Annotated in this window: 15 protein-coding genes and 1 pseudogene; 9 read left to right on the top strand and 7 right to left on the bottom strand. The window is 70.5% G+C overall.

Annotated elements, in window-relative coordinates; genetic code table 11:
• Positions 1–36: 36 nt before the first annotated feature.
• Positions 37–720: a phosphoribosylformylglycinamidine synthase subunit PurQ gene (gene purQ, locus ACLQ2T_RS16165; RefSeq protein ID WP_425767002.1), complete on the bottom strand. Its 684-nt coding sequence runs from the start codon at positions 718–720 to the stop codon at positions 37–39.
• A complete protein-coding gene (gene purS / locus ACLQ2T_RS16160; RefSeq protein WP_425767001.1) occupies positions 717–980 on the bottom strand; it encodes a phosphoribosylformylglycinamidine synthase subunit PurS in 264 nt (87 codons plus the stop codon). The genes purQ and purS overlap by 4 nt, the downstream gene beginning before the upstream one ends.
• A gap of 458 nt (positions 981–1,438) precedes the next feature.
• Between purS and ACLQ2T_RS16155 the strand changes: the two genes are divergently transcribed.
• Positions 1,439–2,119, top strand: a complete 681-nt coding sequence (locus tag ACLQ2T_RS16155) for a S1 family peptidase (RefSeq protein ID WP_425767000.1) — start codon at positions 1,439–1,441, stop codon at positions 2,117–2,119.
• Positions 2,116–2,709: pseudogene (locus ACLQ2T_RS16150) on the top strand (YbjQ family protein). The gene ACLQ2T_RS16155 and the pseudogene ACLQ2T_RS16150 overlap by 4 nt, the downstream one beginning before the upstream one ends.
• 139 nt (positions 2,710–2,848) lie before the next feature.
• Here ACLQ2T_RS16150 and purB read toward each other — a convergent pair.
• The 4 genes from purB to ACLQ2T_RS16130 all read right to left on the bottom strand — a co-directional run bounded on the left by purB (position 2,849) and on the right by ACLQ2T_RS16130 (position 6,430).
• Positions 2,849–4,273, bottom strand: a complete 1,425-nt coding sequence (purB, locus tag ACLQ2T_RS16145) for an adenylosuccinate lyase (protein WP_425766999.1) — start codon at positions 4,271–4,273, stop codon at positions 2,849–2,851.
• A gap of 329 nt (positions 4,274–4,602) precedes the next feature.
• Complete coding sequence (locus ACLQ2T_RS16140) at positions 4,603–5,226, bottom strand: hypothetical protein (protein WP_425766998.1); 624 nt, start codon at positions 5,224–5,226, stop codon at positions 4,603–4,605.
• A gap of 121 nt (positions 5,227–5,347) precedes the next feature.
• Positions 5,348–5,575, bottom strand: a complete 228-nt coding sequence (locus ACLQ2T_RS16135) for a DUF397 domain-containing protein (RefSeq protein WP_425766997.1) — start codon at positions 5,573–5,575, stop codon at positions 5,348–5,350.
• A gap of 6 nt (positions 5,576–5,581) precedes the next feature.
• Positions 5,582–6,430 (bottom strand): helix-turn-helix domain-containing protein, encoded by an 849-nt coding sequence (locus ACLQ2T_RS16130; protein WP_425766995.1) that lies wholly within the window; start codon positions 6,428–6,430, stop codon positions 5,582–5,584.
• A gap of 455 nt (positions 6,431–6,885) precedes the next feature.
• Here ACLQ2T_RS16130 and ACLQ2T_RS16125 point away from each other — a divergent pair, with 455 nt between their 5' ends.
• Entirely contained in the window at positions 6,886–7,383 is a 498-nt protein-coding gene (locus ACLQ2T_RS16125; RefSeq protein ID WP_425766994.1) for a hypothetical protein, read from the top strand.
• Positions 7,384–7,396: 13 nt separating this feature from the next.
• Here the strand turns inward: ACLQ2T_RS16125 and ACLQ2T_RS16120 are convergent, their stop codons facing one another.
• Entirely contained in the window at positions 7,397–8,689 is a 1,293-nt protein-coding gene (locus ACLQ2T_RS16120; RefSeq protein WP_425766993.1) for an acetyl-CoA C-acetyltransferase, read from the bottom strand.
• Positions 8,690–8,743: 54 nt separating this feature from the next.
• Here ACLQ2T_RS16120 and ACLQ2T_RS16115 point away from each other — a divergent pair, with 54 nt between their 5' ends.
• The 6 genes from ACLQ2T_RS16115 to ACLQ2T_RS16090 all read left to right on the top strand — a co-directional run.
• Positions 8,744–10,117, top strand: coding sequence for a 3-oxoacyl-ACP reductase (locus ACLQ2T_RS16115; protein ID WP_425766992.1), 1,374 nt, complete (start codon positions 8,744–8,746; stop codon positions 10,115–10,117).
• Positions 10,117–11,208, top strand: coding sequence for a MaoC/PaaZ C-terminal domain-containing protein (locus ACLQ2T_RS16110; RefSeq protein ID WP_425766991.1), 1,092 nt, complete (start codon positions 10,117–10,119; stop codon positions 11,206–11,208). Before ACLQ2T_RS16115 ends, ACLQ2T_RS16110 begins: the two co-directional genes overlap by 1 nt.
• A gap of 85 nt (positions 11,209–11,293) precedes the next feature.
• On the top strand, positions 11,294–12,046 hold the full coding sequence (locus ACLQ2T_RS16105) for an NUDIX hydrolase (protein ID WP_425766990.1): 753 nt from the start codon (positions 11,294–11,296) through the stop codon (positions 12,044–12,046).
• Positions 12,043–13,017, top strand: coding sequence for a serine/threonine protein kinase (locus ACLQ2T_RS16100; protein WP_425766989.1), 975 nt, complete (start codon positions 12,043–12,045; stop codon positions 13,015–13,017). The genes ACLQ2T_RS16105 and ACLQ2T_RS16100 overlap by 4 nt, the downstream gene beginning before the upstream one ends.
• Before the next feature lie 10 nt (positions 13,018–13,027).
• Complete coding sequence (locus ACLQ2T_RS16095; RefSeq protein WP_425766987.1) at positions 13,028–13,987, top strand: hypothetical protein; 960 nt, start codon at positions 13,028–13,030, stop codon at positions 13,985–13,987.
• Positions 13,984–14,531 (top strand): adenylosuccinate synthetase (locus tag ACLQ2T_RS16090; RefSeq protein WP_425766986.1); only part of this gene is annotated, 548 nt, incomplete at its 3' end. The genes ACLQ2T_RS16095 and ACLQ2T_RS16090, both read left to right, overlap by 4 nt.

The following is a 14,531-nucleotide window of genomic DNA, read 5'->3' as shown; positions in this document are numbered from 1 at the left end:
GGCGGATGAGCCGACCGATGATCCCGACGCGGACGGTCACGCCGGCGCCCCCACCAGGTGCTTGAGCACCGAGGTGAAGAAGCCGAGGCCGTCGAGGGAAGGGCCGGTGAGGGCCTCCACCGCGTGCTCGGGATGCGGCATGATGCCGACCACGTTGCCGGCCGAATTGGTGATGGCCGCGATGTCCCGCTGCGAACCGTTCGGGTTGACCCCGACGTACCGGGCGACCACCCGACCCTCGGCTTCGAGGGCGTCCAGGGTCGCGGTGTCGGCGACGTAGCAACCCTCGCCGTTCTTGACCGGGATCAGCACCTCCTGGCCGGGCTGGAAGGTGTTCGTCCAGGCGGTGCCCGCCGACTCGATGCGCAGGATCTGGTCGCGGTTGCGGAAGTGCAGGTGCTGGTTGCGGGTCAGCGCGCCGGGCAGCAGGTGGGCCTCGCAGAGGATCTGGAAGCCGTTGCAGATGCCGAGCACCGGCAGGCCGCCGGCGGCGGCGTCGATGATGGTCTCCATCACCGGGGCGAACCGGGCGATGGCCCCGCAGCGCAGGTAGTCACCGTAGGAGAAGCCCCCGGGCAGGACGACCGCGTCCACCCCGTGCAACTCCGGATCTCCGTGCCAGAGACGTACCGGTTGGGCGCCGGCGATCCGGACCGCCCTGGCGGCGTCCCCGTCGTCGAGCGAGCCGGGGAAGGTCACCACACCGACCCGCGCGGTCACGACCGGGCTTCCGCAGGCTCGGCGGCCTCGACCAGGCGGACGGTGAAGTCCTCGATGACCGGGTTGGCGAGCAGCTTGTCGGCGATCTCCCGGGCCCGGTCCAGATCCGGTTCACCGGTGAAGTCGATCTCGATTCGCCTGCCGATCCGTACCGAGGCGACATCTTCGACGCCGAGCCGGGGCAGCGCGTTTGCGACGGCCTGGCCCTGCGGATCGAGGATCTCGGGCTTGAGCATGACGTCGACGACGACGCGAGGCACTGGGCACTCCTGACTGTGTACGCAGTTGGGTGCCGACCCACAACGGGCGAGCGCAGCCAGCCTACCTGGCAGGAGTCGCACCGGACGCACCGGTGGGAGGGGCGTCGGACACTGCCGGTGGCCGCCCGCTCGGCCCTTTCAGGATCGATACGGGTTCGTTGCTGTCCCGATACGGCTTTGTTGTCGGATCTCCCGGCGCGTTGCGTAACGGGTCATCCGGGACGGTTCGGCAGAGCCGGTCGGAAGCCGGGCGGCGGGTGGCCGGGCGGGCCGCCTTCGGGAAATCCGACTGTTACATCACTCTGTTTCTATGTACCTCTTGTGAAACACCTCACCCGGCTCTACGGTACATCGTCAGACGTCGATTTATCGACGTAGCGGCGACGGGCCACCCCCTACCCGTCGCCGCAGGTCGACCCGGTAACCCGGGTCCCGCGACCCCCGAAGGAGCCCTACCGATGCGCATCCGATCCCTGCTCGCGGTCCTCGCCACAGCCCTGGCTGGCGTGCTCGGCGCCAGCTCCGGCGCCGTCGCCGCCCCCGTCGGCCCGTACATCATCGGCGGCGGGACCGTCTCCTCCGCGCCGTGGGCCGCAGCGGTGCTCAGCAACGGCTCGTTCACCTGCTCCGGCACGATCATCGCCCCGCAGTGGGTACTCACCGCCCGGCACTGCCTCGGCGGCACCATGTCCGTCCGGGTGGGCAGCGTCAACCGCACCTCCGGCGGGGTCACCCGCACGGTCAGCGCCACCTACAGCCGCTACGACCTGGCCCTGATGCGCCTGTCCAGCTCGGTGAGCACCAGCTACGTCACGCTGGCCAGCAGCAACCCGCCGCTCAACTCCACAAACACCATCTTCGGCTGGGGCATGACCTGCTACAGCGGCTGCTCGGCCTCCACCCAGCTCAAGACCGCGTCCGTCCGGGTGACCAGCAACAGCGTCACCGACGCGTACGGCGGGCAGGCGATCCGGAGCACCCGGGTCAACGGCAACGCCTGGCGGGGCGACTCCGGCGGCCCGCAGTTCTACAACGGCGCCCAGGTGGGGGTCGCCTCCACCGCCGACGGCCAGAGCATCCAGAACTACGGCAGTGTCGCGTACAACCGGGCCTGGATCACCTCCGTGGCCGGTGTCTGACGAAAAGCGTCCGATGCGGCGCGGAAGGTGGGCTACGCGCCCGCCGTCCGCGCCGCGTCGTTTTGCAGCATCCGAGCAGGTGAACAAGGCTCGCGTTACTCGGTGACGGCGCCTGCCAGCATCAAAACGTGCTGGTCGTGACGACGGATCAACTTCCCGGCTACGAGATCCGCCAGATCCTCGGCGAGGTGGTCTCCTCCATGGCCAGGACCCGCAACCCGTACCGCGAGGGGGTGAAGAACCTCCGTGGCGGCGCGTACGACCCGATGGCGCCGGACAACCTGACCCGGTGGCGTACCGACTCGGTGGCCCGACTCGGCGAGGAGGCCCGCCGGCTCGGCGCGAACGCCGTGGTGGGGATGCGGTTCGACAGCCGCGACTGCGGCGAGATGTGGATGGAGATCTGCGCCTACGGCACCGCCGTCATCGTGGCCCCCAAGGTCCCCGACGTCATGCCCCCCGACCAGCCACTGATCGCCGCCGAAACCGCGAACGACCCTGCCTTCGCCGACACTCCCGGCGGCATCGCCGAACCCGCCAGCGCCCCCAACCTCCGCACCGCCCCCGAAACCCCCACCCGCGACGGCTGACCCACACAACGCTGCTCGCGCCGATCTTGCACTTTTGGTCGCCGATATGAGGCTTTCATCAGCTTATGTCCCGACAGAAAGTGCAAGATCGACGGGCGGGGATGGGGGCGTGCGGGGCAGGGCGTGGGGGTGGAGGGGGTTAGAGGATGGGGGGTGGGGTGTAGGTGGCGGCTTGGGGGTGGGACTGGACGATCTTGGAGATGCGGGTGGTCACCGCCTGGATCTGGGCGGGGGCGGCGCCTACGAAGGCGGCGCGGTCGGCTACCAGGGCGTCGATCTCGGGGCGGGACAGGCCCAGGCGGGAGTCGGCGGCCAGGCGGTCGAAGAGGTCGTTGTCGGGGCTGCCCTTCTCGCGCATGGCCAGGGCCACGGCGACGGCGTGCTCCTTGATGGCCTCGTGGGCGGTTTCCCGGCCGACGCCTCGGCGGACGGCCGCCACCAGGATCTTCGTGGTGGCCAGGAAGGGCAGGAATCGCTCCAACTCCCGGTTGATCACCGCCGGGTAGGCCCCGAACTCGTCCAGCACGGTGAGGAAGGTCTGGAACAGCCCGTCGGCGGCGAAGAAGGCGTCCGGCAGGGCCACCCGACGCACCACCGAGCAGGAGACGTCGCCCTCGTTCCACTGGTCGCCGGCCAGCTCACCGACCATCGACAGGTACCCCCGGATGATGACCGCGAAGCCGTTGACCCGTTCCGAGGAGCGGGTGTTCATCTTGTGCGGCATCGCGCTGGAGCCGACCTGGCCGGGCTTGAAGCCCTCGGTCGCCAACTCCTGCCCGACCATCAGCCGGATCGTGGTGGCCAGCGACGAAGGTGCGGCAGCGGTCTGCGCCAGCGCGGAGAGCACGTCGAAGTCGAGCGAACGCGGGTAGACCTGCCCCACGCTGTCCAACACCCGGTTGAAGCCGAGGTGTTCGGCGACCCGCCGCTCCAACTCGGCCACCTTCTCGGCATCGCCGTCGAAGAGGTCCAGCTGGTCGGCGGCGGTGCCCACCGGCCCCTTGATCCCGCGCAGCGGGTAGCGGTCGATCAGGTCGGTCAGCCGCTCGTACGCGATGATCAGCTCCTCGGCGGCCGACGCGAAGCGCTTGCCCAGCGTGGTGGCCTGCGCCGCGACGTTGTGCGACCGCCCGGCCATCACCACCTCGGAGTACTCGTGGGCGTGCCCGGCCAGCCGGGCCAGGGTCGCCACCACCCGGTCCCGGATCAGCTCCAGCGACCGGCGTACCTGAAGCTGCTCGACGTTCTCGGTGAGATCCCGAGAGGTCATGCCCTTGTGCACATGCTCGTGCCCGGCCAGCGCACTGAACTCCTCGATGCGCGCCTTGACGTCGTGGCGGGTCACCCGCTCCCGCGCCGCGATCGAGTCCAGGTCGACGTCGTCCAACACCCGCTCGTACGCCTCGACCACCCCGTCGGGTACCGACACGCCGAGGTCCCGCTGGGCGCGGAGCACGGCGAGCCAGAGTTGCCGCTCCAGGCGGATCTTCTCCTCCGGGGACCAGAGGGCGACCAGTTCGGGCGAGGCGTACCGGTTGGCGAGCACGTTCGGGATCGTCGTCACCCGCCCATTCTCCGGCACCCACCAGCCAGCCCTCGACCGCCCCTCACCAGCAGTGACGGTTCCCGGTGGAGGCGGGCCCGGTGCCTTCAGAGCGGTCCCTGGTAGTCGCGTGTCGGCAGGCCAAACCGCTGGGGTTAAGACCTCGAAGAGGGCCACCCGAACCGGTGGCCCTCTTCGCTTTCTGCACCAGCCCCTACCGCTTTCAAAGATGAAACGTCGTCGTAGACCGACTGGCGGCGGGATCCGGGGTGGCGTTGAGCCTCGCGTACCTGCATCGCACTTCCTGTCGAGCTGCTAGCGCAAACGGATCACGTCACCGTGCGGCCGGATCACACCTCCGGCACCTCATTCACGGTCGCGGTCACCGCCAGGGTCTTCGTCTGCTTGCCGTGAGAGTTGCGTACGGTCAGCTGGTAGGTGTGCCGTTGCACGTCGCTCCCGGCTCCCTCGCAGGGGAAGGTCAGGGTTTCGCTGCCGGTGGGCGGGTAGTTGTCGGCGTACACGCCCTGGCCGTCGATGGAGAGGGCGACGGAGTCGACGTTGCTGACCTTCCACTCCAGGACGACCGGCGTGCCGGGGATCGGGTTGACGTTCGTCCCGGCCGGGCAGGAGGGCTTCTGGGCGACCCGGAAGTAGGTGATGGTGGGCCCGTTACCCGACTTGGTCCCGGACTGTCCCCCGCCGGTCGAGCCGCCGCCGGTCGAGTTGTTGCCGGTGGAGCCGCCGCCGGTCGAACCACCCTTGGTCGCATCGGCTGCGGTGGGCGCGGAGGCGGGGGTCGGATCGGCAGCGGAGGTGGGGTCGGAGAGTGCGGTCGGTTCAGCAGTTGCGGGCGCGCTGGGGGCAGCGTTGGAGGCGGACTCGGAGCTGCTGTCAGCAGACGTGCAGCCGCTGGCCACAAGCGCGGCAGTCAGGGCGACGATGGAGGTGCGGAGCAGGGCTTGACCAGTCATGACCACTCCTTGGTAGCGCACCGCCGGTGGCTCCGGGGCACAGGCTGTGGTCCACGGTAGAGACGACTAACAATAGCTTCCGACCAGGTCAAAGTCGGGCATCGGCAACTCTCGTGGCGCGCTATGCAAAATGACCGTTGCGGACCGCAGAAAGAAAGCTGTTCCAGCTGTCGTACGCACAGACGAGTACCGGACCAGTGCGGTCCTTGGTGTCGCGGACAGCCACCCGGCCACTGCCATCGAGGATCGGTCCGGCCTCGACACAGTTGCCGCCGCCGCTCGGGCTCCTCGTGCTCACATGCCAGGCCACCGGCGGCAGGAGTAGCGCGGATGCCGCCTTGTGCCTCATCGCCGTCTACTCCAACTGATCGATCAGGTCAGACACGAGTGCGAGCCCTGTCTGCGCGGGGAGAGCCAGCCCGCGCAGCCGATCGTAGGTCCGGAGCAAGGACTCCGCCATGCCACCTTCGATCACGATGTTGCCGGCAGGCGTCCAGATGCACCCGGCAAGCGGATACGGCGGACGCATCTGGAAGAGGTTGAAGCTTCCCTCAGGGCTCGGATGCTCGCCTGCGGCGGACGGCAACACCAGCAGCTCGACGTGGTCCCGCGCGGCCATCACGGACAGATGCTCAAGCTGCGCCCGCATCACGGTGGCCCCACCCACGGTTCTACGAAGAGCGCCCTCGTCGATGACGACGGAGAGCTTCACCGGCTCATCACCGTCGAGTCGGCGCTGACGGGCGAGCCGGATCTCGACATAGCGGTTGATCTGCTCCTCGGTGGCGTCGATGTCTACCGCGCGGATGATCGCCTCGGCATACGCCTTGGTTTGCAGCAGGCCGGGGAGCACGGCGACGTCGAAGGAGTAGATCTCCGTCGCCCGACTCTCCAACCAGATCCAGTCGATCAGCGAGCCGACAACGTCGGCCGCAAAGCCGTCCCACCAGCCCTTCTGCCAGACGTCCTTCGCCATGGTGGTCAGGTCGGCGCGACGCCGACCATCGTCCACACCGCAGATGTCGAGGTAGGCGAGCACTTCGGGCACCCGGGCCGCCACGACACCGGACTCAAGGCGACTGACGGTCGAGGCGTTGCGATTGATGTAGTCGCCCACGTCTTTTAGGGTCAGCCCGGCTGACTCGCGCATCTCCCGGAGCTGCTGGCCGAGCCACTGAGCGCGTAGCGTCGCCGCCTTCACCATGTCGCCTCCTCGGCTCCCACCTAAGACTCAGCGAGAAACGCGGAAAATGCAAGCTTGCACAGACGTCGCTCTGCATGCATGCTGCTTGTACGTACCGTGATGGCGGCGTCACCGTCGCCAACGAAAGAGTGGACCGGGGTGGGGCGGTTTGGCGGCCTCTCCCACTCCCGGTCCGAGACGAGTCGAAGGGAGCAGTCACGCTGGACGCACTCGGGGATCGACTCCCCTTCTGTCTACCACCGAACGCGCTCGGCGCGTACCCGGTGATGGGCGTGGCGTGTCCATGGTGGCCGCTCCCGGTCGTACTCCGGTGTCGGGTTGAGCCTGCCCGCACCGGTCCGTGACGGGGTGGGCGCACGCCCGCCGCCCGGCAGCCCCCGCCTATGGCCGCAATTCCCCCTGCGGTCCGGTGGCGATGCCGTGCGCCCGCCCCTCGCCTGACGGGAGTGGGAAAGATGGGACTGACTGGCGGGCCACCCTTGCGGGTCGGCGTGGTGGTGGAAGTGCCCGAACAGCATTACTGCTACGGCCTGGGCACCCTCACCTTGCGGATCGTGGAGATCGGTCGCCGGGAGCGGCACAGCGACGGGATCTGGGTCCGCCTACGCGGTGTCGATCTCGGCGACCCACGCGGCCCACGGCAGCGTCGGGTGCTGGCCCGGTTCGACGCCGTACGCCTCAGTGTCGCCCCCGCCTGGGTCGCGCATGTGCCGGCCCGACCCGGTTGGGACTGCACCGGCTGCGGACGGCCGTGGCCGTGCCCTGAACGGCGGCGTCGGCTGTTGGATCGGTACGCGGGCGAGCGGGTAGCCCTCGCGGTCTACCTCGCCACCCAGTTGGTCGATGCGGTGTCGGACCTGCACCAGGTGCCGCCCGCGCACCTCTACGGGCGGTTCCTGGGCTGGCTGCCCGACCCGGGCGACGACGGTCCGACCGGGTCGGCGGCGAGTTGAGCTGACCCGGCGATCAGCGTTCCAGGATGGCGGTGACGCCCTGGCCGCCGGCGGCGCAGATCGAGATGAGTCCGCGACCGCTGCCCTTCTCGGCTAGGAGTTTGGCCAGGGTGGCGACGATCCGTCCGCCGGTGGCGGCGAAGGGGTGCCCGACGGCCAGCGAGGAGCCGTTGACGTTGAGTTTGTCGGTGTCGATCGCGCCCAGCGGGGCGTCCAGGCCCAGCCGCTCGGCGCAGAACTCCTTCGACTCCCAGGCGGCCAGGGTGGCCAGCACCTGGGCGGCGAACGCCTCGTGGATCTCGTAGTAGTCGAAGTCCTGCAAGGTCAGCCCGGCTCGGGCGAGCAGCCGGGGTACCGCGTACGCGGGTGCCATCAGCAGTCCCTCGTCACCGTGTACGAAGTCGACCGCGGCCGTCTCCGACCAGGAGAACCAGGCCAGCACGGGCAGGTTGTGCTCGGCGGCCCACTGTTCGCTGGCCAGCAGCACGGTGGAGGCGCCGTCGGTCAGGGGGGAGGAGTTACCGGCGGTCATGGTGGCCCGCTCGGCGTCCGGGCCCTTGGCACCGAAGGCCGGCTTGAGGGTGCCGAGCTTCTCCCGGGTGGTGTCGGGGCGGAGGTTCTGGTCGCGGGTCAGCCCCAGGTAGGGGGTCATCAGGTCGTCGAAGAAACCCCGGTCGTACGCGGCGGCCAGCCGCTGGTGGGAACGCAGGGCGAGCTCGTCCTGGGCCTGCCGGTCGATGTTCCAGCGCAGCGCCGTCTGTGCGGTGTGCTCCCCCATGGACAGGCCGGTACGCGGCTCGGCGTTGCGGGGGATCTCCGGCTTGAAGGCTTGGCCCGGACGCAGCTTCGCGGCGATCTTCAGGCGCTCGCCCATGGTCCGGGCGGAGTTCAGCTTGAGCAGGGTGCGACGCAGGTCCTCGTTGATCGCGAGGGGGGCGTCGGAGGTGGTGTCGACGCCACCGGCGATGCCCACCTCGATCTGCCCAAGGGCGATCTTGTTGGCGATCAGGATGGCGGCTTCCAGGCCGGTGCCGCAGGCCTGCTGGATGTCGTACGCCGGGGTGCGCGGGTCGAGTTTGGAGCCGAGCACCACCTCACGGGTGAGGTTGAAGTCCTTGGAGTGCTTCAGCACCGCACCCGCGACCACCTCACCGACCTGCTGCCCGGCCAGGCCGAATCGGGCGATCAGGCCGTCCAGGGCGGCGCCGAGCATGTCGGAGTTGCTGGCGCTGGCGTAGCGGGAGTTGGAGCGGGCAAAGGGGATGCGGTTGCCGCCGATGACCGCGACCCGTCGAACGTTCTGCACTATCCGCCTCCTCGAAAGTGTTGCCCGCACCTTACTCACCAGTAGGCTACGCCTATGAGCGACAGGTACGCGAGCTTCGTCCAGTCGGGCGCCGGTAGGGCGCTGGTCAAGCGCCTCGGCCTGCCCGATCCGCCGCGGCTGCGCCGGTACGCCCCCGGTGAGCCGATTCTCCCCGGGCCGGTGCTGCTCGGCAGCGCCTCGGGTGGCCGCCTGGCGGAGCCGGTCGGCAAGATCCTGGCCGCCGCCGGGCTGACCCTGCGCGATCCGGCCGACGCCGTGCCCGACCCGACGACCGGCCGTACGCCGGACAACGCCGCCCTGGTCTACGACGCCACCGGCATCACCGACTCGACCGGGCTGAGCCAGCTCTACGACTTCTTCCACCCGCAGGCCCGGGCGGTGCAGCCCAGCGGCCGGGTGATCGTGTTGGGTACCCCACCGTCCGAGTGCGCCACCCCCCGCGAGGCGACCGCCCAGCGGGCCCTGGAGGGGCTGACCCGCAGCATCGGCAAGGAGTTCGGCCGGGGCATCACCGCCCAACTGGTCCATGTGACCCGGGAGGCCGACGAGGGCACCTGGACCAGTCTGGAGGCGACCCTGCGGTTCCTGCTCTCCGGCCGGTCGGCGTACGTCTCGGGTCAGGTGATCCGGGTCGGTGCCGGTCAGGCGACCGCGCCAGCGGACTGGGACCGTCCACTCGACGGGCAGGTGGTGCTGGTCACCGGCGCGGCCCGGGGAATCGGTGCGGCCCTGGCCCGGGTGCTGGCCCGCGACGGGGCGACCGTGCTGGCCCTGGACATCCCCGCGGCCGGGGACGAGTTGGCCTCGGTGGCCAACGAGATCGGCGGCAGCGCGGTGCAGCTCGACCTGACCGCTGCGGACGCCCCGACCCGGCTGGCGGAGTATCTGGCCGGTCGGCACGGGCGGGTGGATGTGGTGGTGCACAACGCCGGCATCACCCGGGACAAGACCCTGGGCCGGATGGACGCCGACCGCTGGAACCAGGTCATCGATGTCAACCTGTCCAGTCAGGAGCGGATCAACGACCTGCTGTTGGAGCGGAAGCTGATTCCGGCCGGTGGGCGGATCGTCGGGGTCTCCTCGATCGCCGGGATCGCCGGCAACCGGGGGCAGACCAACTACGCCACCAGCAAGGCCGGGGTGATCGGGCTGGTCGACTCGCTGGCCCCGGTGCTGCGGGAGCGAGGGATCAGCGTGAACGCGGTGGCTCCCGGGTTCATCGAGACCCGGCTGACCGCCCGGATCCCGCTGGTGGTGCGGGAGGCCGGTCGGCGGATGAACAGTCTGGCCCAGGGCGGGCTGCCGGTGGACGTGGCCGAGACGATCGGTTGGCTGGCCTGGCCGTCCTCCGGCGCGATCAGCGGCAACGTGGTCCGGGTCTGCGGCCAGAGCCTGCTGGGGGCGTGATGGTCCGACGCAGTCCGCACGAGGAGCCCGACGACCTTTCCGTCGGGGAGTTGATCGACGGGCCCACGGAGATCCTGAACCGGGAGGTCCTGGCCGCCGCGCTCGCCGGTGAGGGCCGCGATCCGGCGGCCACCCAGGACCTGACCAGCGCCGCCGCGCGCGTCGGGGAGGGCCACGATGCCGGGGTCACCCAGGATCTGACCAGTGCCGCCGCCTCGGTCGTGGGGCCTGCGGGTCGGGAGCGGGTTGAACTGTCCCAACTGCCCGCGCCGGGGCCGTTGTACCGCCGGGCGCTGCTGGGGGCGGTGCCGGGGCTGGGCGGTCGGCGGGGTGCGGACCTGCCGGCGGTCGAACTGGCGGTCAGGGGTGTGGCGGTGGATCCGCAGCGCCTGGCCGATTACGACCGGGTGTGCGGGTTCCGGTTAGCCGACACCCTGCCGGCGACCTTCCCGCACGTCATGGGCTTCCCCCTGGCCCTGCGCCTGATCACCGCCTCGGAGTTCCCGATCCCGCTGACCGGGGTGGTGCACGTCGGCAACCGGATCACGGTGCATCGGCCGGTCACCGTGGCGGATCGGCTGGACTTCACCGCATGGGCGGAGAACCTGCGGCCGCACGATCGTGGGCGGCAGGTGGATGTCGTACTCGTCGGGTCGGTCGACGGGGAGGAGGTGTGGCGCGGCGTCTCGACGTACCTGGGGAGGCAGCGCACTCCGGGCGACGGTGAGCGGCGCGACCGGCCGGAACGGCCCGCACCGCCAGCCACTTCCGCCCGTTGGCGGGTCGAACCCCGCATCGGTACGGAGTACGCCCGCGTCTCCGGGGACCACAACCCGATCCACACCTCCCGGCTGGGTGCCCGGCTGTTCGGTTTCCCCCGGCCGATCGCACATGGCATGTGGAGCAAGGCCCGGTGCCTGGCCGCCTTGGAGAACCGGCTGCCGCAGGGGTACACGGTGCAGGTGGCGTTCAAACTTCCGGTGCCGTTGCCCAGCACTGTCGCCTTCCACGCCGAGCGCTCCGGCGACGACTGGGACTTCTCCCTGCACGACCAGCGGGGACGCCCGCAGTTGGTGGGCTCCATCCGCTGAACCAGGGCCGGGCACTTGCCCGGCCCTCGTTTTCGCGCTAAGTTGTTCTCACATAGAGATGTTCTCAAAGTGAGAGTGATTGTCGATGAACGAGCAGGACTTCCTCGCCGCGTACGACCCGACGGCCTACCCCGCCACCGCGGTCACCGTCGACGTGGTCGCCCTCACCATCCGGGACAACGCGCTGCACCTGCTGCTGATCCGCCGCGCCGAGCAGCCCTACGCGGGCCACTGGGCGCTGCCCGGCGGCTTCGTCCGACCCGACGAGGACCTGGCCGCCGCCGCCCAGCGGGAGTTGGCCGAGGAGACCGGCCTGGGCGGTGACCGGTTGCGCCGGGTCCACCTGGAGCAGTTGGCCAGCTACGGCGCCCCCGAGCGGGACCCCAGGATGCGGGTCTTCTCGGTGGCGCACCTCGCCTTCGCCCCGGACCTGCCCGACGCGACCCCCGGCACGGACGCCGAGGAGGCCCTCTGGCTACCGGTCGCCGAGCTGCCGAACCGGGACCTCGCCTTCGACCACCGCCAGATCGTCGCCGACGGGTTGGAGCGGGCCCGGTCGAAGCTGGAATACACCCCGCTGGCCACCCGCTTCCTGGCGCCCGAGTTCACCATCGGTGAGCTGCGGTCGGTCTACGAGACGGTCTGGGGGCAACCCCTGCACGCCGGCAACTTCCACCGCAAGGTGCTCTCGGTGCCCGGGTTCGTGGAGAGCACCGGCACGAGCACCGAGCGCGGCGGCAGCCGAGGCGGCCCACGGGCCCGGCTCTACCGGGCCGGTGACGCCCAACTGCTGCACCCGGCCCTGCTGCGGCCGACCCGAGAGGACGCGGTGCGATGAGGACCGACGAGGCGATCCGCCTGGTCGGCGGGGCCCGCGACGATGACGAACTGTTCGGCCTGGACGCGCCGCAGAGCCGCTACCGGGAACTGGTCGCCGCCCTGCACCCCGACCGGCTCGGCTCGACCGGGCCCGCGGTACGGGCCGAGGCCACCGCGGCCTTCGTCGAGGTCACCACCCGTTGGCGCAACCGCCAGGTGACCGAGCTGCGCGGCTACCGCTGCGGCCAACCGGTGCACTCCGGCGACCTGGCCGACCTGTACGACGTCGGGGAGGACCGGCTGCTCAAGCTCCCCCGGGCCCCGCACGACAACGACCTGATGCTCCGCGAGGAACGCGCACTGCGTCAGCTCGCCGAGCGCGGCGACCCGCGCTGGCTGCCGTACGTGCCCCGGCTGGTCGACAGCTTCGCCCACCAGGACACCGCCACCGGGGCCGAGCGGCGGATCAACGTCCTGGCCACCGCACCCGGCCTGCACAGCCTGGTCGAGGTGCGCCAGGCGTACCCGGACGGGTTGGACGCCCGCGACGTGGCCTGGATGTGGCGACGGCTGCTGGTGGCGCTGGGCCTGGCCCACCGGGCCGGGGTGGTGCACGGCGCGGTACTTCCGCCGCACGTGCTGATCGAGCCGGAGGCGCACGGTGTCGTCCTGGTCGACTGGTGCTTCTCCACCGAGCCCGGCGGGGTCGTGCCGGCGATGGTGCCCGACTACCAGGACTGGTACCCGCCCGAGGTCACCGGTGGCCAGCCCGCCGGACCCGGCACCGACATCGCCATGGCCGCCCACTGCATGGCCTGGCTGATGGACGGACACGCCCCAGCGGAGCTGCGGGCCTTCATCAAGGGCTGCCGTCAGCCCCACCTGGCCGCTCGCCCGGACGACGCCTGGCGACTGCTCGGCGAACTCGACGAGGTGCTGGAACGCCTCTACGGCCCCCGCACCTTCCGACCCTTCACCCTCAACCCGTAAGGAGGCTGCCATGGGCAGCGGAATGTGGTCCACCGACGTGTACGACGCCGCCGACCGGTACCGCCGGGCCACCGGCACCAGCGCGTTCGCCTACAGCGACAGCGGTGCCCGGAAGGTGCACCCGGCGCTGGACCCCCGCGACGCGATGCGGGAGAGCCGCGACTCCGACGAGCACCCGCAGTCGACCCCGGTCGCGGTGCTCTTCGACGTGACCGGCTCGATGGGGCACGTGCCCCGCACCCTCCAGGCCAAGCTGCCGAAACTGCTGGGGCTGCTGCTGCGCCAGGGGTACGCCCGCGATCCCCAGATCATGTTCGGTGCGATCGGCGACGCCACCTGTGACCGGGTGCCCTTGCAGGTGGGCCAGTTCGAGTCCGACAACCGGATGGACGACGACCTCGGCCGGATCGTGCTGGAGGGCGGCGGTGGCGGCCAGATGATGGAGTCGTACGAACTGGCGCTGTACTTCATGGCCCGGCACACCGTCACGGACAGTTGGTCCAAGCGCGGTCGGCGCGGCTACCTGTTCATCATCGGCGACGAACTGGCGTACCCGAAGGTGAAGGCGGCCGAGGTGACCCGGCTGCTCGGCGGCAACCTGCGCGAGGACGTGCCGCTGAAGCAGATCGTCGAGGAGGTGACCAGCCGCTGGGACACGTACTACCTGCTCCCGGCCGGCAGCCACTACGCCGGCAACCGCAAGGTGCTCGACTTCTGGCGCGATCTGCTCGGGCAGAACACCCTGGAACTCGACGACCTGGACGCGGTCTGCGAGACCATCGCCCTCACCGTCGGTCTCGGCGAGCAGGCCATCGACCTCGACACCGGCCTTCGTGACCTGGACCGGGCCGGTTCGACGGCCACCGGCACGGTGTCGAAGGCGCTGGCCCGCATCGGCGACACCGGCCGACGCACCGAGGCGAGCCGGCTGCCGGCCATCCGCAACCGCGGCGGGGTGGTACGGCTATGACCGAGCTGATCACCGGGCTGCCCGGGTCGGATGGCGAGCACACCATCGTGGTCGACCTCGGCTACGGCGACGCCGGGAAGGGCACGGTCGTGGACTGGCTCTGCGCCACCCGGCCGGTGCAGATGGTCGTCCGGTTCAACGGGGGCGCGCAGGCGGCACACAATGTCGTCCTGCCCGACGGACGGCATCACACCTTCGCCCAGTTCGGCGCCGGCACCTTCCACCCCGGGGTCTGGACCCACCTGTCCCGGCACGTCGTGGTCGACCCGCTGGCCCTGGCCGCCGAGGCTGATCACCTTGCCGAACTCGGGGTGCCCGACGCCCTCGACCGGCTGACGGTGGACGGGGAGGCCCTGCTGGCCACCCCGTACCACCGGGCCGCCAACCGGGCACGGGAGTTGTCCCGGGGAGCCGACCGGCACGGTTCCTGCGGGCTGGGGGTGGGGGGGGGGGGGGGGGGGGGGGGGCGGGTTGGGCGCAGAGGACGAGGGTGGCGTTGGCGGTCAGGGGGGCCAGTAGCCAGTCCAGGGGGTCCGGGTAGCGG

The sequence above is a fragment of the Micromonospora sp. DT229 genome (assembly GCF_049844505.1).
Lineage (GTDB): Bacteria > Actinomycetota > Actinomycetes > Mycobacteriales > Micromonosporaceae > Micromonospora.
The sequence above is the reverse complement of the archived record's forward strand: the minus strand, read 5'-3'. Positions and strand labels throughout refer to the sequence as shown.